Origin of the sequence: Nonomuraea jiangxiensis (assembly GCF_900099965.1) — a bacterium.
Taxonomy (GTDB): Bacteria; Actinomycetota; Actinomycetes; order Streptosporangiales; family Streptosporangiaceae; genus Nonomuraea; species Nonomuraea jiangxiensis.
On sequence record NZ_FNDJ01000033.1, the window covers coordinates 106,109 to 124,894 of the forward strand.

An 18,786-nucleotide genomic window follows, 5' to 3' on the forward strand; every position below is an offset into this window, starting at 1 on the left:
CGGCGTCGATCGTCAGCCGGCGACCAGGTCCATGCGGAGGAACTCGGTGATGCGGAGCAGCCTCGGCGGGCGGGCCACCCCGGCCGGGAGCGCCCGGAACGCCTCGTCCCTCCCGACGAGGCGGGGGGCGGCGAGGTCCACCTCCCTCCCGTCCACCCGGAGCCGTGCGCTGTCGGCGGCCAGCACGTTCCGCACCCAGTCCGAGCGCGATCCGTACACCAGGACGAACAGGTAGCCGCCGTCGACCGGATGGGCGTCGAGCGGTGTGCGGTACGTCGCGCCGGAAACGCGCCCGACGTGGATCAGCACCGGCCACTTGCCGCCGTTGATCGCCAGCGGGTTGAACACCCGCTTGTTCACGTGCCCCCACCACATGGGCATCGGCATCGGGATCTCTCCTTCTCGTCCGGGCAGGCGTCGTGGTTCGCGAGACTTACACCAGTAAGGCGACTTACGGTAGTAAGGTTGGCTTACGCTCGTAAGGTTGTCAACCCGCCCACCCCGGAGCCGTCGTGTCACCACCACCCCAACCGCTCAGCAGAGACCGCGTGCTCGAAGCCGCCGTCCGGGTCGCCGACCGCGGCGGCGTGGCGGCGATCACGATGCGCAAGGTCGCGCAGGAACTGGGGGTGGAGGCGATGTCGCTCTACCACCACGTACCGAACAAGGACGCGATTCTCGACGGCGTCGTCGACATGGTGTTCGCGGCGATCGAGCTGCCCGGCGCCGGGAACGGGGCCGCCCGGGGCCGGGACGACGACTGGCGCGACGCGATCCGGGCCCGTGCGTCCTCCGCGCGTGCGGTCCTGTCACGGCACAGCTGGGCGCTCGGCCTCATGGACTCCCGCCGCGACCCGGGGCCCGCCACGCTCCGCCACCACGACGCCGTCCTCGGCGTCCTGCGGAGGGCGGGGTTCACGCTGCCGATGGCCGCGCACGCCGTCTCGCTCATCGACAGCTACGTCGGCGGGTTCGTCCTGCAGGAGGCGAACCTGCCGCTGAAGACGCCGGAAGAGGTCGAGGACGTGGCCGGCGGCATCCTGGAGAACCTGCCGGCGGAGGAGCTGCCGTACCTCACGGAGATGATCGTCGATCACGCCCTGCGGCCCGGCTACGACTATTCGACCGAGTTCGGCTACGGCCTGGATCTGATCCTGGACGCGCTCGAAGCCCGCCGGAAGTAGCGCTCCCAGGTCGCTGTCGCCGGACGGAACCCGTGCCCGGCGGGCGGGGCACGGGTTTCGCGGGGTCAGGAGGTGCGGGCGTCGTCGAGGACCCGGGCCGCCTCCCGTTCGTACGAGCCGCGGGCGGCCAGGACCACCAGGCCGCCGAGGACCATGGGGACGATCAGCGCGTACATGGCGAGCAGGAGGGAGCCGGTGGCGTCGGAGGTCATGCCGACGACGAGGGGGCCGAAGGCGACGCCGATCGTCAGCAGGACCTGAAGGACGGCGAAGCCGACACCGCGCGACGTGGCCGTCACGACGTCGGCGACGCAGGCCGTGCACGTGGGGATCGCGGTGGAGGAGATCGTGACGGCCAGCAGGATGAGGATCACCAGCGCCACGGTGGAGCTCATGAGCAGGGCGACGCCGAGCAGGGCCGAGCCGATGGTGATGCCGGCGCCGCCGACGAGCAGCCTGCCGCCCTTGACCCGCCCGTGCATCCGCTTCCCGAGGTAGGTGCCGACCACGGTGCCGGCCAGCACGCCCACGATGGTGATGCCGCCGCTGATGCTGCTGGCGACGCCGGTCTCCATGCCGAAGACGCGGACCATGAGGGAGGGCAGCCAGTAGTAGACGCCGCCGAGGCCGAAGGTGAGGATCATGATGCCGAGGCCGACGAGGACCAGGGTGCGGATGGCCAGAACCTGGCGCACCTGACGCCAGAAGAGAGGCTTCGCGCCGGCACCGGGCGGCGGGGTCTGCGGGGGTACCGCGGCGGTGGGTGGAGGTGTCGCGGCGGTGGCCATGAGCTTGTCGATCTGGCCGCGCTGGGGCTCGCGCAGCCGCCAGACGAGGACGGCGGTCAGCGCTCCCGGGATCGCCATCAGCAGGAAGGCGGCCCGCCAGCCGTACGCCTGGCCGATCACGCCGCCCAGCAGGGTGCCGACGCCGCCGAGGTAGGTGGTCATCCGGGTCCAGCCGTACACCTGCATGCGGGTGGCGGCGGGGTAGTAGTCGGCGAGCAGGCTGCCCACGGCGGGGTTGTCGACGTTCTCGGCGGCGGCGAGCAGCACCCGCGTGAGGTAGAAGACGGCGAACCCGGCGGCCAGGCCGGAGCCGAGGGTGACCAGGGCCCAGCAGAAGACCACGATCGCAATGATCTTGGTACGGCTGTGACGGTCGGCGAGGTATCCGGCAGGCAGCGCGACGATGGCGGCGGCCAGCGCCGAGGCGGTCGGGATGGATCCGGCGGCGGTGTCGCTGAAGCCCCATTCGGCCTGTACCAGGGGCAGCACGCCGGACATCAGGTTGTGTTCGATGCGATCGACCATGCCGACGATGAACAGCACGACGAACGGCCCCCACCCGAAGGGATTGGGATCGGACGGGCTGATGCCGCCAGGTGGCGGGGATCCGAGTCGGCGGCGTACGCGGGCGACGGTCTTCACCATGACTTTCTCCTCCGCGGTCGGTCCCCCCGGGTGGTGCATGGGATGCGGGTCCACCAGAACGCTGTTCTGGAACAGAGTTCTAGGAAGAGTGTCGTACATCACATCCAGATGCACCAGTGCGAAGCGGTGCCGGGTGTTGCCGGGTTCGTGCGATGTGACGAATGCGATCCCGCGCCGCGCCCCGATCTTGCGCGATGTCACGAAGACACCGGCCGCCGGCCGCCCCTATCGTCCAGAGGTCTCGGGTTCCGCGGGCACCGGCAGGCAGGCGGTCGCGGAGGAGTCGCTTGACGCGCGGGGTGCTCGTGGACGAGGTGCCGGGGGAGAGGTGCGCGCAACGCATCGTGGCCGGCGGGGCGGGCGAGCTGCCGGGAGGTCACGGGATGCTGCCGGCTGCTGCCCACCGACGGTCCCTACATGCTCCGCGACGTCTTCGCCGGGATGCTGCGTGGTGGCCCGGCCCCCCGCGATCCGGCCGTCTGGGAGATCAGCCGGCTGGCGACCGGTCACGCCCGCTCCCGTACCGGGCCGTCGGGGCGGCTTGCGGGGCCCGGGGGGCTCGGGCCGCTGGCTCGCGCGCTGCTCCGGGAGGCGTTCCGCTGGGTCGACCAGCGCGGTGACACGGTGGTCGCGGTTTCCAGCGTGGCCCTGGAACGCAGCGTGAACGCCATGGGCGTGGACACCCGCCGCCTCGGCGACGGCGGGCGACGCGCGTCGGCAAGCTGCTCTGCTCCGCCTACGCCACGTCGACCAGGGATTTCCTGGAGAACGTACGTCCCGCGCCGGAGGCGGAGGTGCACTGCCGGGGTGGTGACGCGACCGGCGGTTGAAGGGCGTCAACCCCGCCTAGCGCCGCCGCCACACCGGTGAATAAGGTGTGGATCACATGTCGCTTCGAGGACCGGAGAAAAGGGGCGGCTCCATCGTCGACGGTGGGATGACTCGCGATGACCATTCTGTCCATCAACGTCACACGCCGGTCGGCTTACCGCCTGATCTCGCTTGAGGGTGAGCTGGACAGGCTCACTCAGCCGAGCCTGGCCGAGCGCCTCGACGAGGCGCTGAGTGACCTGCGGCCGCCGGCCGTGGTCGTCGATGTGACTCGCCTGAGTTTCTGCGACTCCAGCGGCCTGCGGGCCTTGGCGCAGGCGCGTGACCGGGCGGTCGCGGCCGACGGCTGGTTGCGCCTGGTCGGCGTGAACGGCCCGCTGGCCTTGTTGTTGCACGTCACCGGGTTGATCGAGCTGTTGCCCACCCATGACGACGTGGACCAGGCGCTGCGTGGTGTGGCCGCGCCGCCGGGCCCCGGGCGGGCCTCCGGGGAGGACACCGCGACGCACCGTCCGGCGCCACCGGGCGTGTAAGGACGTTTACTTCCGCGTCGTCCGGCCAGAGGCAGGTTCTGGGCTCATAAATCACACCCTGTAGGAGGATATGGGGGCAATGGGGGAGCGGTTGGCATTGGACGTTCCGATCAGTCACGACCTTGCCTTCATGCGCGACCTCGTGCACTGCTTCGCGATGGAGGCGGGCATGACCGAACATCGTGCCGGCTTGCTCGTCATGGCGGTCAACGAGATCGTCACCAACGTGCTGGAGCACGCGGGTGGCACCGGCACCTTGCGCGCATGCGGCGACGAGCGCGGCGTGACCGTGCACGTCACGGACGACGCAGGCACCCTGACAACCGAGCATCTCCAGCGGGTTCCCGGCCCGGTCGCCACGCGCGGGATGGGGCTGTGGCTGGTTCGTCAGGTGTGTGATGAGGTATGGCTCGATCATCCGGGCGGCCGGACCCACCTGCGGCTGTCCATGTTCTTCGAGGACCCGGCCACGTCATCGGCGGACCGGCTCTCCGACGAGCTCCGGTAGCCGGCGCTCGACGGGCGGGACGCGGAACGCCGGACGCGGGATGCGTGAGGTGGTGGGCGGCTTTACGTGGTGTGCGGCTTCTTCGGCTCGGTGTTGTGGACGGTGACCAGGCCGGTGAGTCCGGAGATGGTCAGGACCGGCGCCAGGAGCGGACCGGTGATCACTTCGATGCGCTCGGCATGGTCGAACAGGACCGCCAGCCCGGCGCTGTCGAGGTAGTCGACGGCGGTCAGGTCCAGGACGAGGAGACCCGCGGTCCCGCGCAGCGCGGCGGTCACCGCGTCGGCGAGGGCGGCGGTGTTGCTCATGTCGATCTCGCCGGCGACCGTAAGGAGGGCGGTGCCGTCCGGGCGGCGGCCGGGGGTCAGGTCAAGCGGGGTGGTCATCGGCGATCCTCGTGTGCATGTCGACGGTGGTGCCCTCGGGGCTTGAAGTGATGGTGACGCGCTGCATCATGGCGCGCATCAGGTCGGTGCCGTGCCCGCGGTTGGAGTCGGGCCGGGGCTGCGGAGTCTTCCAGCTGCCGGTGTCGGCGACGGTGAGCCACAGGTCGTCGACGAGGACCTCGGCGTGCAGCCGGACGGTGTCGCCGGGCGTGTCACGGTGCCCGTGCTCGATCGCGTTGGCGCACGCCTCGCCGGCCGCGATCAGCACGCTCTGCTGGGTCAGCACAGGGAGCCGGCACTGGGCGAGCCAGGTACGCAGGGCCTGGCGTACGGGTGCCAGCTGGGAGGACTCGGCGGGAAAGGCCATCCGCAGCGGGGCCGGATGCCGGTACAGCAGCAGGGCGACGTCGTCGTCGTAGCCGCCGGCGGGGGCCATCCGGGTCATGATCCGGGTGGCGAGCTCGTCGAGGGACAGCCCCCTGCCCTCCTGGACGACCTCGCCCGCCTGGTCGATGCCCACGTCGAGTGGGCGCTTGCGGCGCTCGACGAGGCCGTCGGTGTACAGCAGCAGGGTGCCGCGGGCCGGGATGGTGTGCTCGGCCTCGGGGCGGATCCTGCCGGGGCGTACGGCCAGGGGGAGCGAGCGGCCGCCTTCGAGGAGGTGGTGGCCGCCGTCGGGGTGGGCCAGGATGCCCGGAGGATGCCCGGCACTGGAGTAGGTCAGGTGCCCGGTCGCGGGGTCGAGGACGCCGCAGAAGACGGTGGTGTGGATCGCGTGGGGGAGCTGGGCGGCGAAGTGGTCCAGCGCCATGAGGGTCTGGGCGGGCTTCGAGTCCTGCAGCAGCAGGGCGCGGCAGGCGCTGCGTAGCTGCCCCATGACGGTGGCCGACTTCAGGCCGTGGCCGACGCAGTCGCCGACCACGATGCCGATGCGGCCGTCGGGGAGGTCGACGATGTCGTACCAGTCGCCTCCGACCTCCAGGGGGCGGGTGGCGGGTTCGTAGCGGACGGCGAAGCCGTCGGGCAGGCGGGAAGGGCCGAGGATGGCCCGTTGCAGGGCGATGGCGGTCTCGCGCTGCTGGTCGATCTGGTGCGCGCGGGCCAGCCCCTGGGCGAGGTGGCCGGCCAGCAGGGCCAGCAGCAGCTCGTCCTCGCTGGTGAAGGGCCGCAGGTCGCCCAGCTCGATCCACAGGGTCAGCGGGCCGTCGGGGTGGTCGAGCACGATGCCCGCGCCCGTGTGGTCGGTGATCGGGGTGAGCGGGGGCCGGTGGCGCAGGTCGCCGAGGGCATGGCGGTGTTGGGCGGGCAGGTCGTGCCAGGAGAGCGAAAGGTCGGTGGAGGTCAGGGTGGGTTCGTCCCCCTGGCTGAAGAGGGCGGCCAGCACGCGCCGGGCCCGCCACAGGTCCTTCAGCTCGGCCAGCGCGCCGATCAGCGCGTCGGTCTGGCTGGAAGCCCTGGACAGGCGGGTGCTGAGCGCGGCGAGCGCGCTTTCGCGCTGGATGAAGTAGTGCTCGGCGGTGACGTCGCGGAAGGTGCCCACGACCACGCGGCGGCCGGTGTCGGGGTCCTGCGCCTGGTTGCCGTTGACGCTGATCCACAGGCGGTGGCCGTCGCGGTGGGTGGCGGGGACGGTGTACGTGCCCTGGCGCCGGTCGAGCATGGCCGCGAAGGCGTCGGCCGCCTGCCGGTGCGCCTCGGGGTCGATGGCGGGGTCCGGCCACCAGGGGAACACCGGCCGGTACGGCAGGCCGTCGACGCCGTAGCCGAGGATCTCGGTGAACGCGGCGTTGATCTCGATGACCGCCCCGGTCTCGTCGCAGACGAAGAACGCCTCCTGGAGCGACTCCAGCAGGGCGGTGCGCCAGCGGGCATGGTGACCGCGCAGCCGGGCCAGCTCCACCTTCGTCCGCACCCGCGCCAGCAGTTCGGCGGCGGAGAACGGCTTGACCAGGTAGTCGTCGGCGCCGGCCCGCAGGCCCTCGATGGAGGCCTCCTGCCCGGCCCGCGCGGACAGCAGCAGCACGGGCACCGACGCGGTACGCGGATCCGCGCGCAACGCCCCCACCAGCGACAGGCCGTCCAGCCGCGGCATCATCACGTCGCTGATCACCAGGTCGGGAGCGGCCGCGAGGGCGGACTCCAGGGCCGCCTGGCCGTCGTTGACCGCCTGGACCCGGTAGCCGGCGTCGGTCAGGAGGCGGGAGAGGTATTCGCGCATGTCGGTGTTGTCGTCGGCGATCAGCACCCGTACCGGGGAGGCGGACGGCGACCGCGTCCCCTCGGCCGGGTCCGTGACCGGGGCGCCGGCGTCGTCGGCGGGCAGCCAGCGCAGCGCCTCCTGGAGGTAGGGGTCGGCGGTGGTGGAGACCGCGGCGGAGCCGGTGGCCCAGGCCGGCGACTCGGCCGGGAGGTGGGCGGCGCCGAAGGGCAGGCAGATGGTGAACGCGGTGCCCTCGCCCTCGGTGCTCCGCGCCGTGATCGTGCCGCCGTGCAGGTCGACCAGCTCCTTCACCAGCGCCAGTCCGATGCCGCTGCCCTCGTTGGAGCGGGAGCGGGCGCTCTCGACGCGATGGAACCGCTCGAACAGCCGGGACACCTCCTCGGCGGGCACGCCGACGCCGGTGTCCTCGACGGTGACCACGGCGTGGGCGTCGTCCGGCCGTACCGACACCCGGACGGAGCCGTCGAAGGTGAACTTCAGCGCGTTGCTGAGCAGGTTGAGGATCACCTTCTCCCACATGCCGCGGTCGAGGTACACCGGCTTGTCCAGGGAGGGGCAGTCGACCTCGAAGGCCAGGCCGGCTCTGTCGAAGGCGGAGCGGAACACGCTGGCCAGTTCGGCGGTGACCGCGGCCAGGTCGACCGGCTCGTAGCGGGCCTGCATGCGGTCGGCCTCGATGCGTACGAAGTCCAGCAGGCTGTTGACCAGGTTGCTCAGCCGCAGCCCGTTGCGGCCGATGGCCTCCAGTTCCTCCCGCGTCCGCTCGTCCGCGTCGGTCAGCCGGCGGCGCAGCTCCTCCACCGGCCCCATGATCAGGGTGAGCGGGGTGCGGAACTCGTGGCTGATGTTGGAGAAGAAGGCGGTCTTGGCCCGGTCCAGCTCGGCCAGTTCCTCCGCCCGCCGCTGCTGGGCCTGGTAGCTGCGGGCGCTGGCGATCCCCGCCGCGACGTGCCCGGCGACCAGTTCGACGAACCCGCGGTAACCCTCGTCCAGCGGCCGGTACCGGTTCAACGCGGCCACCAGGAAGCCGTACGGCGTGCCGCCCTGCCGCGGCAGCGGCACGACCAGGGCCCGGGTGGGCGGTTGCGGCCAGCCCCCGGCCGGCAGGCCGGTGAACGGGGCGCCGTCCAGGTTCACCAGCACGGACTCCCCCCGGGCCGGCGCCGCCGTCGGCCACACCCCGGCCGGATCTCCGACCGTCAGGGTGGCCGGGACGGCCGGGTGCTGCGGGGAGATCCCCGTCGTGCCCGCCAGGTGCGCGCGCTCGTCGTCGCCGAACAGGTAGGTCACCGTGAACGGGAGATCCTGCGGATTCCTGCCGAGCTGATCGCCGGCGAAGGCCAGGATCTCCTCCTCGGTACGTACGACGCTCGGGTCGGAGCCGAGGTCCCGCAACGTCGCCATGCGCCGCTCACCGATGATCCGCTCGGTGTCCTCGCTGACCACGCACAGCATGCCGACCACCCGGCCGTCGTCATCCCGCAGGGGACTGTAGGAGAACGTGTGGTAGGTCTCCTCGGGATATCCCGACCGTTTCAGGAACAGCAGCAGCGCCTCGTCCCAGGTGGACTCCCCCACGGACAGGACGCTGTTGATCCGCGGGCCGATGTCGTCCCAGATCTCCGCCCACACCTCGCCGGCCGGCCGCCCCAGCGCCCACGGATACTTCTGGCCCAGCGTGTCCCGCCGGTAGGCGTCGTTGCAGAAGAAGGTCAGCTGGGGTCCCCAGGCCATCCACATCGAGAACCGGGACGACAGCAGGATGCTCACCGCGGTCCGCAGGCTCTGCGGCCAGCCGGCCGGCGGCCCGAGTGGGGTCGCCGACCAGTCCACCAGGCGGAGATCCCGGCCGACCGACTCGTCGGCGGCGAACACGTCGGGAGCCGCCGTGGGCTCACGGCCGTCGTCGCTCGCCGGTGTCACCGGACATCCTGTTCGCTCACACCCCACCGAATACCACCAAAGTGCTTTGCAGAGCCATTGCTCTTGCTGCCCAGGAGACGGGTGATGATGCAGTCGGCTCATGACGCGGTCGGGGCGACGGAAATGATGGGCGATGAGCGCACATAGGCGTAGGTGTCCGCATAAATGATCCGATGAGGAGAATCAGCATGGGAACCGCCCGTGGCTGACGAGCGGCCGGCCAAGTTCGAGGCCGCCTACAACCGGGCCTACGGCCAGATCACGGCCTACGCCGCGCGCCGCTGCGACTCTCCGCAGGACGCCGCCGACGTGGTGGCGGAGACCTTCACCGTCGCCTGGCGCCGGGTGGACGAGCTGCCGGAGGGCGCCGAGGCCACGCTCTGGCTGTACGGCGTGGCGCGCAAGGTCCTGGCCAACCACTTCCGGGGTGACAACCGCCGCCGGGCGCGCACGGCGGAGCTCGACGCCGAGCTGGTCGACCTGTACGGGCACTCCCCGGACACCGAGGTCGAGCTGGACGCGATCGGCCGGGCGTTCAGGAGCCTGCCTGACGACGACCGGGAGTTGCTGTCGCTGGTGGCCTGGGAGGGCCTGGACCGCGAGGAGATCGCCAAGGCGCTGGGGCTGTCCCGCAACGCCGTACGCATCAGGTTGCACCGCGCCAGGAAGCGCCTGTCCCGCGCGCTGGCCGCGGCGGGCGTGCACGTAACCGCAGACAACCGGCTGGTCCCGGTGGAGAGGCCACTGTGAGGAAAGCTGTGAGGAACGCTGTGAACGACATCGACGAGATCGAGGCGATCAAGCCGCTGGCCCGGGTCGAGCCCGGCGCTCAGGGAGGGGAACCGTCCGGCCCGGCGGCGCGGGCGCTGCTGGCCGTGATCACCGCACAGGAGCCGGCGACGGCGCCGCGGACCGGCCGCCGGTACACGCCCAGGCGGCTGGCGTTCGGGTTGGCGGCCGTGGCCGCGCTCGCCGTGGGCGCCACGGTGGTCCCGATCGTGCTGCGGGACGTGCCCAGCTCGTACGCCGTCAACCTGAACGACGGGATGGTGACGATTCAGATCCGCGACTTCGGCGACGCCGCCGGGCTCGAAAGGCGGCTCAAGGAGCTGAAGGTGCCCGCGATGGTGGACCTGGTCCCCAAGGGCATGATGTGCCGGGAGCCGCGTGGGAAGCACGTGGAGGACATCCCCCGCGGCCTGTACAGCCTGCCGGAGAACATCCCCGGCGAGCCGGAGGGCTGGCAGATGCGCATCAACACCAAGCTGTTCGGCCCCGGCCAGACGTTCGTCTGGACCCTCAGCGGCAAGGGCGGCGGGACCACGACGTACCTGATGGAGGGCCCGGTGGCGCCCTGCGAGCCGGTGCCCGCGCCCCCGCCGAGGATGATCAAGCCGGAGTTCCGCGTCAGGACCGACCCGGGGAGCGCGCTGGCGGGGCTGCGCGTGGACGAGAAGACCGTCGGCCAGGTCCTGCCCGAGTTGAGGAGCCGTGGCAAGAAGGTGATCTTCGCGATCATCTCCGTCCCACCGGGGAACCCCGGGGGATACGGCATCGACCGCACGCAGGAGGAGCCCGTACCCGACAACTGGGTCATCTGGGAGGGGGAGGAGAACGCCAAGGGAGTGATCCGGCTGCTCGTCACGGAGCACCGGCTGGACAAGAACCCCGTGTACGGCGGACCGCGCGACGCGTTCATCAAGGAGTGACCGGGAGCGGCCACGTTTCGGAGGGACGGCCCCGGGGCTCTCCGGCTACTGGACACGCCTGCGGTCCGCGCCTGTCATGCGTTCGGAGGCGGCGGCCGTGGCGACGTCGCGCGGATAGGCGTACCTGCCGTGCAGCAGCACGATCGCGCTCGTCACCAGCGGAACCAGCATGATCAGGAAGGTGTACCGCAACCCCTGCGCGCTGGTCGTGCCGCTCGGGCCCAGCACGTCGGCCAGAAGGCCGAAGGTCAGCGGGGCAACGGCCTCCGCGCCCACCCGCAGGAACGTGCGGACGCTCTCCGCCCGGCCCCAGAGCCGGGAGTGCATGACGTCGAGACGGGCGGCGTCCAGCGGGGCCAGGGCCGCCGCCATCGACGCGGCCGAGACGAGCAGGAACGGCAGCGCGATCACCACCGACGTGGTGAGCAGTCCGGGGACGAAGAAGGCCGCGCCGGCCACGTAGGCGACCGCGGGGACCACCAGGCGGGCGCTGATGTACCCCCGATGGGTCAGCCCGTCGGCGACGCGCCCGCCACTGAGCACCCCGAGGAGAGCGCCGACACCCAGGACGAGGACCATGCCGGTCAGGCCCGCCTGGCCGAGGCCGTACTGCTCGTGCACGAAGACGACGGCGAAGGTCCGCAGCCCGGCGAAGAAGAAGTATCCGATGACCGAGGCGGCGATCAGGACGACGTTGGTGCGGATGCTGAGCACGTATCGGGTCGCCCGCCACAGGGACATGCGTGCCGGGTTGTGGCGGAGCACCAGCGCGGGATCGGGCCCGATGCCGCGCCGGCGCACCGCGCGGCGGGCCGCGTCGTCCCGCCCCGCCTGGGCGCCGCCGGCCGGTTTCGTCCTCGACGTGAGCACCTCCGGCAACCGGCTCTGGCCGCCCCGCTTCGGCTCGGGCAGGTGGCGGGTGATGACGAACACGAAGATCAGGCCCAGGAGCGCGAGGAACCAGAACGCGGCGCGCCATGACAGGAAGTGGGCGATGGCACTCCCGACCACCAGGCCGAAGCCGGCGCCGAGCGTCTCACCGCTCAGGATGAAGCCGTAGATCCGGCCCCGTTCGCCGGGCGGGAAGAAGTCGCCGACGAGCGAGGCGACCGTGGGCCCGGCGGCGGCGGTCAGCGCCCCGAGCGCCACCCGGGAGAGCAGTAGCCACGAGAGCGAATCGGCCAGGCCGCCGACCACCATGGCCAGACTCCACAGGACGATGCAGGTGGCCAGGAACCTCACCCGGTGCAGGCGGTCCGTCAGGACACCGACGGGCAGGACGGCGAGGGCGCCAGCGGCGGAGGGGACGGCGATCAGGGATCCCAGGCCGGCATTGCTGAGGCCCAGCGACTGCTTGATCTCCACGCCCACCGCGCCGACGGTTCCCAGATCGGCGGCCACCAGGGAGAGAACGCCGGCGAGCAGGGCGATGACCCGGAGCCGTGCCTGGCCGCCCACCACGATGGACGCCCTGCGCGTGGCCCGGTCGAGCACGGCCCGCATCGCGGCGCGCCGCCCTGGGATCACGTCGTTCTGCCGGTCAGCGTCCGCCGTCGCAGCGCCCGGCCCGGGCGAGGGGACATCATGGGCGCGATGACCCCTCGCGCGTGCTCGCGCATGACATGAGTGATGACTTTCCGTTATGTCACGGCGATAAACTCGCCCGTTACCGGCTGTCTACACGGCACACGTGGCGCTGGAAAGCACCTGGATACCGGCAAGCTCGAAGTTGCGCGGATATGTGGCGGTGTCGCCCGGCTTAATGCAGCCGACGCTGACTCCCGCGGCCGGCCGCAGGACTACGGCGTACGAACTCCAGTTGTACGCCGACGATATGGTCGCCCGCACCGCCGTGAAACCGGGTGTGCCCGGTACGCAGAGTTGCCCCGGAGGGGAGACCGCGTTCACGCAGACCTGACCGGCGGGCGCGGAGGAGGAGGCGAGCGCGGTGGACGCCGACCCGATCGTCAGCAACAACGCGGCGGCGATTCCACCGACGAGTCCTTTGGCGGTTGGCGACATCGTTACCCCTTTCATTGGAGTGGTGACAGTTCGACCGGCATGAGAGCCCACTCTCTGCCATGCCGCTCATCACTATCTGCCGCTGTGGCGCCGGCTGCCAGGACAACAGCCGGGCATTTCCCGGCCTTTGCGGGTCAAGGCCGGGCCGCCGATGAAGCCGAGGTGAAGGCGCCGCCCCGCATGATCGCGATCCCGATGACTTTCGGCCTCACTCCAGGTCTGACATAGAGCGAGAGAAGGGACATTCGACATGGATCTCGGAATCGGCCTTCCCGTCTCGGGACGGCACATCGACCCGGAGAAGATCGTCCAGGTGGCGCAGGACGCCGAACGCGCGGGGCTCGGGGCGGTATGGGCGTTCGAACGGCTCCTGCGCCCGGCCCAGGCGTCGATGCTGGGGATGGACCAGCCCGTGCGGCTCCCCGACAACAACGCCTGCGTCTACGACCCGCTGGAGACGCTGGCGTTCGTGGCCGCCAGGACCAGCACGATCCGCCTGGGCACGAGCGTGGTCAACGCGTTGTTCCACAGCCCCGTCGTGCTGGCCAAACGGCTGGCCACGCTCGACCGGCTCAGCGGCGGCCGGGCCATGATCGGGCTTGGGCAGGGCTGGATGGCGCAGGAGTTCGAGGCGGTCGGCGTGCCCACGGGCCGGCGCGGAGCCGGGTTCGAGGAGCACCTGCGGGCCATGCGCGCGTGCTGGGGCCCCGACCCGGTGAGCTTCTCGGGCCGTTTCTACACGATCCCCGAGTCGGAGATCGGCCCGAAGCCGGCAGGGCTGACCCTGCTGGCGGGCGCGGCGGCGCCCGCGGCCGTCGAGCGGGCGGTCGCGCTCGGGCTGGGGCTGACCATCGTGGTCTTCGACTGGGAGCAGGTCAGGCAGACCGTCGAGGCGTACGGCAAGGGGCCGGGGCCGCTGGTGTTCCAGGTGAACGGCCCGATCACGGACCAGCCGCTGGACGAGCGCATGCCGCTCACCGGTTCGCCCGAGCAGGTGGCCGAGGACCTGGAGCGGGCCAGGACGCTGGGCGCCCACCACGTGTTCTGGCACCCGTTCGAGACCGATCCTGACGAGTTGGTCGCGCGCGTCGGCCAGGTCGCCGGCGGCGATCAGCCTTAGCGCCGACCCGGCCTGCCGGTCCGCCGGTCCGCTGATGGCGTGGCTTGGCCCAACCATGGCGTGCCGTATTCCGGGCCATCGTGATGGCGGGAGTTCACCCCCGTCGAGGGCCGGGCATCTCCGTCCTGGAGCGCCGCACGGGGGTGGGAGGGCGTGATGGGGAACGACGACCATAGGACCACATCCGATCTGATCGTGGAGCGCCTGCTGGCCTGGGGTGTGGACACCTGCTTCGGCATCTGCGGGGACCAGGTGAACGGCTTCTTCGAGGCGTTGCGCACCCATCCGGAGATGCGGTTCGTCCACGTCCGGCACGAGGAGAACGCGGCCCTGGCCTGCGTGGGCTTCGCGAAGTTCACCGGCCGTCCCGCCGCCTGCGTGGCCACCGCGGGCCCGGGCGCGATCCACCTGCTCAACGGCCTGTACGACGCGCGGATCGACGGTGCCCCGGTGATCGCGGTGACCGGGCTGTCGTACCACGACACGATCGGCGCGCACCAGCTCCAGGACGTGCCGTCCGACCGGCTCTTCGAGCACGCGTGCCTCTACTCCGAGCGCGTCATGGGCCCGGCCCATGCCGTCACGGTCACCGACCTGGCGGTACGGAGCGCGCTGATGAACCGCGCCCCGGCGCACCTGGCGATCCCGATCGACATCCAGTCGTGGACGCTCGCGCAGGACACCGCCTCCACCAAGAACATCCCGGGCCACACGTCCCTGGCCGCGCAGCCGTTCCAGGTGATGCCGCCGCACGAGCGGCTCAGCGCGGCGGCCGAGGTGCTCAACTCCTGCGAGCGGATCGCCATCTGCGCCGGGGCGGGGGCCCGCGGCGCCGGGTCGGAGCTGGAACGGGTCGCCGAGGTGCTCGGGGCGCCCATCGTCAAGGCGGGCCTCGGCAAGGACTGCGTACCGGACGACAGCCCGTACACCACGGGCGGCATGGGGCTGATCGGGACGCGGGCCTCGCACGAGGTGTTCGAGCGGTGCGACGGCTTCCTCGTCGTCGGCTCGTCCACGCCCTACTACGACTTCTGGCCGGAGCCCGGTCAGGCGAGGGCGGTCCAGATCGATCTGAACGCCGACCGGATCGGCCTCCGCTATCCCGTCGAGGTCGGGCTCGTCGGGCACGCCGGGCCCGTACTCACGGCACTCGCCCCCCTGCTGCGGCGCAGGACCGACCGCTCCTTCCTGGAGCAGGCGCAGGAGAGCTACCGCGCCTGGTGGGAGCTGATCGGCGACCAGGCCGCCTCCTCCGGAACGCCCATGCGCCCGCAGGTCGTGACCTGGGAGCTGTCGAAGGCGCTGCCGGACGGCGCCATCGTCACGAGCGACGCCGGCACGGTCACCGCCTGGGGCGGGCGCCTGAGACTGCGCGCGGGCATGAACTACTCCTTCTCCGGAACCCTGTGCACGATGGGCTCCGCGCTGCCCTACGCGATCGGCGCGCAGATCGCCTGCCCTGACCGCCCGGTCATCGCCTTCACCGGCGACGGGGCCCTGTCCATGGGGATGGGGGAGCTCGTGACCCTGCGCCAGCACGACCTGCCGGTCAAGGTGGTCGTCCTGCAGAACAACTCCCTCGCCCTGGAGGTCTGGGAGCAGAACGCCATGCTGGGCAATCCCCAGTACGGCTGCGCGCTCCACCCCATCGACTTCACCGCCGTGGCGCGGGCGTGCGGCCTGGAGGCCTTCCGCATCGAGGACCCGTCCGACGCGGCCGCGGTCCTGGAGCGGGCGATGGCGCACGACGGCCCCTGCCTCGTGGAGGCGATCACGGACCCGTACGAGGCGCCGTTCGGCGAGAGCCTCAAGCCCGCCCACGCCGAGCACCTCGTCCAGGCGTTCGACAAGGGCGAGCCGGCGGCCTCCCGGATGGCCCGCAACCTCCTGGAAGAAGGGCGCGTGGCCCAGTCCCCGGCCCTCCAGCAGCACCGGTCCGGCCTGGCCCGCCATCTCTAGCCTCCGTCCCGCCTCTCCCGCGCCGCCGCCGTGCGAAGGCGCGGGCCGAGGGGCTCTCAGCGAGGGAACGCGCGGGGTGCGGCGTTCAGGCGTTGATGGGTGTGCTCGTTCAGGCGTTGATGGGTGTGCTCGTTCAGGCGTTGATGGGGGTGCCGAGGGCGCTGCCCGCCAGCCACTCCCGCCAGGACTTGGCCCACGGCGTGGGCCCGTTGCCGAACCGGAGCTTGCGCGCCGTGCCCGTGACCTTGATGATGTCCCCCCGCTGCGTGAACCGGTAGAACCAGCGGGCGTTGGCCGGGCTGGCGTTCACGCAGCCGTGGCTGACGTTGCGGCGGCCCTGCGCGCTGATCGACCAGGGCGCGGAGTGGAAGAACATGCCGCTGTAGGTCATCCTGACGTTCCACTTGGTATGGGCGCGGTACTCGCCCGGCCGGCCGATGGTGGCCGAGTCCATGAGGGTCGACTCGGCCTTCTCCTGGGCGATCATGGTGCCGGAGTAGCTGGCCTCGCCGCGCTTGCCCAGGCTGACCGGGATGGTCTTGACGACCTTGCCGTCCTCGCGTACGACCGCTCGATGGGTGGCGTTGTGGATCGTGGTGATGTGCTCGCGACCGACGGTGAACGTCAGGATGCGGTTCCTGGTGCCCCACACGCTCCGGCCGATCCGCAGCCCGGCCAGGTGGGCGACGACCGTGACCTTCTGACCGGGCGGCCAGTACTCGCGCGGCCTGAACTGCACCTCCCGGTCGCTCACCCAGCTCCAGGCGCCCACGACCGGCTTGGACATGTGTACTGTCAGCGACCGCTCGACCCTGGCCCGGTCGGCCTGGGTGATCACGGGCCTCGACAGCAGGAGCTGGACGGGCATGCCGACGCCGACCTTCTCACCGTTCAGCGGCGACATGCCGCTCTCCAGCACCTGCTTCGGCTTCAGCGTGGTGAACTCGGCCTGCGCCGTGACCTGCTTGCCGTCCGTGCCGGTCGCCTGCGCGGTCACCCGGTACGCCGCCGACGGCCGCAACGGCCAGGTGGGCCGCCACGTCCCGTCCGCGCTCGCGCTCCCGGTGACCTGGTGTCCCTTGGCGTCCGTGACGGTCATCCTGGTGACCTGGCCGCCGCTGACCTTGACCGTGATCGAGGTGTCAGGGGGGACCCTTTTCGAGCCGTCGGCGGGTGTGATCGACAGCTTGGCCGCCGAGCCCTGTCCCGGTGGCCCGGCGGGCGACGTTTCCGGACCGCCCGAGGCACAGCCCGCGATCAGGAGCAGCACCGCGGTGAGCGTGCTGAGAAGTACGGTCCCGGCGTTCCGCATCGTCGATGCCTCCAGTCCCCCGACAAACAGGCATATGTCAGGCTAGGCAGCCCTATAGGGTACGGAGCGTGGTATTCCCTCACTGAGGGTAATCATGCGGAGATGTCGTAATTGGTGGCTACCGCCTGGCAACATCGGTCGCGGCTCGCCGTACTACCCGCCACTGAGAAGGGAGCCACAGAACATGGGCAAGGTGATCGCGCGGGCGACGGTCTCGCTGGACGGCTTCATCGCCGACGAGTCGGACCGGGTGGGCCCGCTCTTCGACTGGTACAACAACGGGGACGTCCCCTTCAACGGCGGCGACCCGGAACGGGTCTTCCACGTCTCGCCCGCCAGCGCCGCCTACCTGGAGGCGACCTGGTCGCGGATCGGCACGGCGGTGATCGGCCGCCGCCTGTTCGACCTCACCAACGGCTGGAACGGCCGCCCCGCGGCGGGCGAGGCGGTCTTCGTGGTCACCCACGAACCACCGGCGGACTGGCCGTTCCCCGGCGCGCCGTTCACGTTCGTCACCGACGGCCTGGCGAGTGCGATCGCCCGGGCCAAGGCCGCCGCCGGGGACAGGGACGTGTCGCTGACCGGCGGCGACCTGCTGGGCCAGGCCCTGGCCGCCGGCCTGGTGGACGAGGTCCAGGTCGATCTGGTCCCGGTGGTGTTCGGCAAGGGCGTACGGTTCTTCGGCGCGTACGACGGTCCGCCCGCGCTGCTCGGCGACCCCGAGATCGTCCAGGGCGACCGGGTCACCCATCTGCGGTACGAGGTCCGCCGATAGCGCTCCCCGCGGGAGCAGGGGTGAACGGTCAGGCCGCCGGCCGCCGTCGTCCGTGGACGGCCTGGTCCGCCGGCTGCGGCCGCACGAGCACCGGCACGTCCGACACCACCACGACGGAGTACGACCGGCCCGGGGGAGGGGCTTCCACCAGGTCGTCCAGCGCGGGAGACCGCGTGCGCTGCGCGGGCACGACCAGGAGGAACGGCCCCAGCGGCCGCCCGCCTTCCGCGCAGAACGTCAGCTCGACGTGGGCGTTGCCGGAGCTGAGGTTGAACAGGCCGAGCCGGTCGCCGGGCATGCACCCGTCCGCGATCGTCATCTTCCAGTTCCCCGCCATGGTGCTCATGTGCGACTCCCGTCTGCTGCTGCGGCAGCCGTCCCGCTACCCCGCCAGGACGGGATCTATCGCGGAGCAGGTGACAGGTGTCATGTGACCTCGATGAAGCACCGCCACGCACCGGGGATCAAGGTCGTTGGCGGGCCGGCCGTAGGAAAGCCTTAAGCGATCCGTAAACCGGCCCCGCGAAGCTGTGGGCACAGGTCAAGGGGCCCACCAAAGCCCCAGAAAATATGCGGAGGAGTACATCATGGCGAGCAAGCTCGTGGTCGCGGCGTTCCTGTCCCTGGACGGCATCATGCAGGCCCCCGGCGGGCCGGGCGAGGACGACGACCACAACTTCCCCTACAGCGGCTGGCTGGCCCCGCACGTGGACGAGGGCTTCGGCGAGATCATGGGCGGCGTGTTCGCCGAGACGACCGGCATGCTGCTGGGCCACCGGTCCTACGACATCCTGTCCTCGCACTGGCCCCACGTGCCGGACGAGGAGGGCGCCTGGATCAACAACATGCCCAAGTACGTGGCCACCCGCA

The 18,786-nt window shown here is 71.2% G+C and carries 17 protein-coding genes and 1 pseudogene; 10 read left to right on the top strand and 8 right to left on the bottom strand.

The window, feature by feature from the left end:
- Nucleotides 1-12: 12 nt before the first annotated feature.
- Nucleotides 13-387: a nitroreductase family deazaflavin-dependent oxidoreductase gene (locus tag BLS95_RS45620; protein ID WP_090945873.1), complete on the bottom strand. Its 375-nt coding sequence runs from the start codon at nucleotides 385-387 to the stop codon at nucleotides 13-15.
- 161 nt (nucleotides 388-548) lie between these two features.
- Between BLS95_RS45620 and BLS95_RS45625 the strand changes: the two genes are divergently transcribed.
- Nucleotides 549-1,184 carry a TetR/AcrR family transcriptional regulator gene (locus BLS95_RS45625; RefSeq protein ID WP_090945874.1) on the top strand — a complete coding sequence of 212 codons (636 nt, stop codon included), beginning with the start codon at nucleotides 549-551 and terminating at the stop codon, nucleotides 1,182-1,184.
- A 65-nt stretch (nucleotides 1,185-1,249) separates the two neighbouring features.
- Here BLS95_RS45625 and BLS95_RS45630 read toward each other — a convergent pair whose 3' ends face one another.
- Nucleotides 1,250-2,617 (bottom strand): MFS transporter, encoded by a 1,368-nt coding sequence (locus BLS95_RS45630; RefSeq protein ID WP_090945875.1) that lies wholly within the window; start codon nucleotides 2,615-2,617, stop codon nucleotides 1,250-1,252.
- Nucleotides 2,618-3,001: 384 nt separating this feature from the next.
- Between BLS95_RS45630 and BLS95_RS60045 the strand changes: the two are divergent.
- The 3 genes and pseudogenes from BLS95_RS60045 to BLS95_RS45645 form a co-directional block, all read left to right on the top strand.
- Nucleotides 3,002-3,487: pseudogene (locus tag BLS95_RS60045) on the top strand (acyl-homoserine-lactone synthase); the annotation flags it as partial.
- Nucleotides 3,488-3,564: 77 nt separating this feature from the next.
- A complete protein-coding gene (locus BLS95_RS45640) occupies nucleotides 3,565-3,981 on the top strand; it encodes an STAS domain-containing protein (protein WP_090945877.1) in 417 nt (138 codons plus the stop codon).
- 130 nt (nucleotides 3,982-4,111) lie between these two features.
- On the top strand, nucleotides 4,112-4,489 hold the full coding sequence (locus BLS95_RS45645) for an ATP-binding protein (RefSeq protein WP_176993736.1): 378 nt from the start codon (nucleotides 4,112-4,114) through the stop codon (nucleotides 4,487-4,489).
- A 62-nt stretch (nucleotides 4,490-4,551) separates the two neighbouring features.
- Here the strand turns inward: BLS95_RS45645 and BLS95_RS45650 are convergent, their stop codons facing one another.
- Nucleotides 4,552-4,875, bottom strand: coding sequence for an STAS domain-containing protein (locus tag BLS95_RS45650; protein ID WP_090945879.1), 324 nt, complete (start codon nucleotides 4,873-4,875; stop codon nucleotides 4,552-4,554).
- Nucleotides 4,859-9,019, bottom strand: coding sequence for a SpoIIE family protein phosphatase (locus BLS95_RS45655; RefSeq protein WP_245765685.1), 4,161 nt, complete (start codon nucleotides 9,017-9,019; stop codon nucleotides 4,859-4,861). Before BLS95_RS45655 ends, BLS95_RS45650 begins: the two co-directional genes overlap by 17 nt.
- A 201-nt stretch (nucleotides 9,020-9,220) precedes the next feature.
- Between BLS95_RS45655 and BLS95_RS45660 the strand changes: the two genes are divergently transcribed.
- Entirely contained in the window at nucleotides 9,221-9,769 is a 549-nt protein-coding gene (locus tag BLS95_RS45660) for an RNA polymerase sigma factor (RefSeq protein ID WP_090945881.1), read from the top strand.
- A gap of 8 nt (nucleotides 9,770-9,777) precedes the next feature.
- A complete protein-coding gene (locus BLS95_RS45665) occupies nucleotides 9,778-10,728 on the top strand; it encodes a hypothetical protein (RefSeq protein WP_143044168.1) in 951 nt (316 codons plus the stop codon).
- A gap of 45 nt (nucleotides 10,729-10,773) precedes the next feature.
- Here the strand turns inward: BLS95_RS45665 and BLS95_RS45670 are convergent, their stop codons facing one another.
- Nucleotides 10,774-12,255, bottom strand: coding sequence for an MFS transporter (locus tag BLS95_RS45670; RefSeq protein ID WP_143044169.1), 1,482 nt, complete (start codon nucleotides 12,253-12,255; stop codon nucleotides 10,774-10,776).
- 150 nt (nucleotides 12,256-12,405) lie between these two features.
- Entirely contained in the window at nucleotides 12,406-12,750 is a 345-nt protein-coding gene (locus BLS95_RS54965; RefSeq protein ID WP_143044170.1) for a hypothetical protein, read from the bottom strand.
- Between the two features lie 250 nt (nucleotides 12,751-13,000).
- On the opposite strand from BLS95_RS54965, the gene BLS95_RS45675 reads away from it, so the two are divergent.
- Nucleotides 13,001-13,870 carry a TIGR03619 family F420-dependent LLM class oxidoreductase gene (locus tag BLS95_RS45675; RefSeq protein ID WP_090945884.1) on the top strand — a complete coding sequence of 290 codons (870 nt, stop codon included), beginning with the start codon at nucleotides 13,001-13,003 and terminating at the stop codon, nucleotides 13,868-13,870.
- 156 nt (nucleotides 13,871-14,026) lie between these two features.
- The gene (locus tag BLS95_RS45680; RefSeq protein ID WP_090945885.1) at nucleotides 14,027-15,829 is read left to right on the top strand and encodes a thiamine pyrophosphate-dependent enzyme; all 1,803 of its coding nucleotides are present in this window, start codon (nucleotides 14,027-14,029) and stop codon (nucleotides 15,827-15,829) included.
- Nucleotides 15,830-15,962: 133 nt separating this feature from the next.
- Here the strand turns inward: BLS95_RS45680 and BLS95_RS45685 are convergent, their stop codons facing one another.
- On the bottom strand, nucleotides 15,963-17,141 hold the full coding sequence (locus tag BLS95_RS45685) for a L,D-transpeptidase (protein ID WP_090945886.1): 1,179 nt from the start codon (nucleotides 17,139-17,141) through the stop codon (nucleotides 15,963-15,965).
- 184 nt (nucleotides 17,142-17,325) lie between these two features.
- On the opposite strand from BLS95_RS45685, the gene BLS95_RS45690 reads away from it, so the two are divergent.
- Nucleotides 17,326-17,916 (top strand): dihydrofolate reductase family protein, encoded by a 591-nt coding sequence (locus BLS95_RS45690; protein ID WP_090945887.1) that lies wholly within the window; start codon nucleotides 17,326-17,328, stop codon nucleotides 17,914-17,916.
- 28 nt (nucleotides 17,917-17,944) lie between these two features.
- Here the strand turns inward: BLS95_RS45690 and BLS95_RS45695 are convergent, their stop codons facing one another.
- Nucleotides 17,945-18,262 (bottom strand): sensory rhodopsin transducer, encoded by a 318-nt coding sequence (locus BLS95_RS45695; RefSeq protein ID WP_143044171.1) that lies wholly within the window; start codon nucleotides 18,260-18,262, stop codon nucleotides 17,945-17,947.
- A gap of 241 nt (nucleotides 18,263-18,503) precedes the next feature.
- Between BLS95_RS45695 and BLS95_RS45700 the strand changes: the two genes are divergently transcribed.
- Nucleotides 18,504-18,786: dihydrofolate reductase family protein (locus tag BLS95_RS45700; RefSeq protein WP_176993737.1), on the top strand; the 283-nt coding region annotated here is incomplete at its 3' end.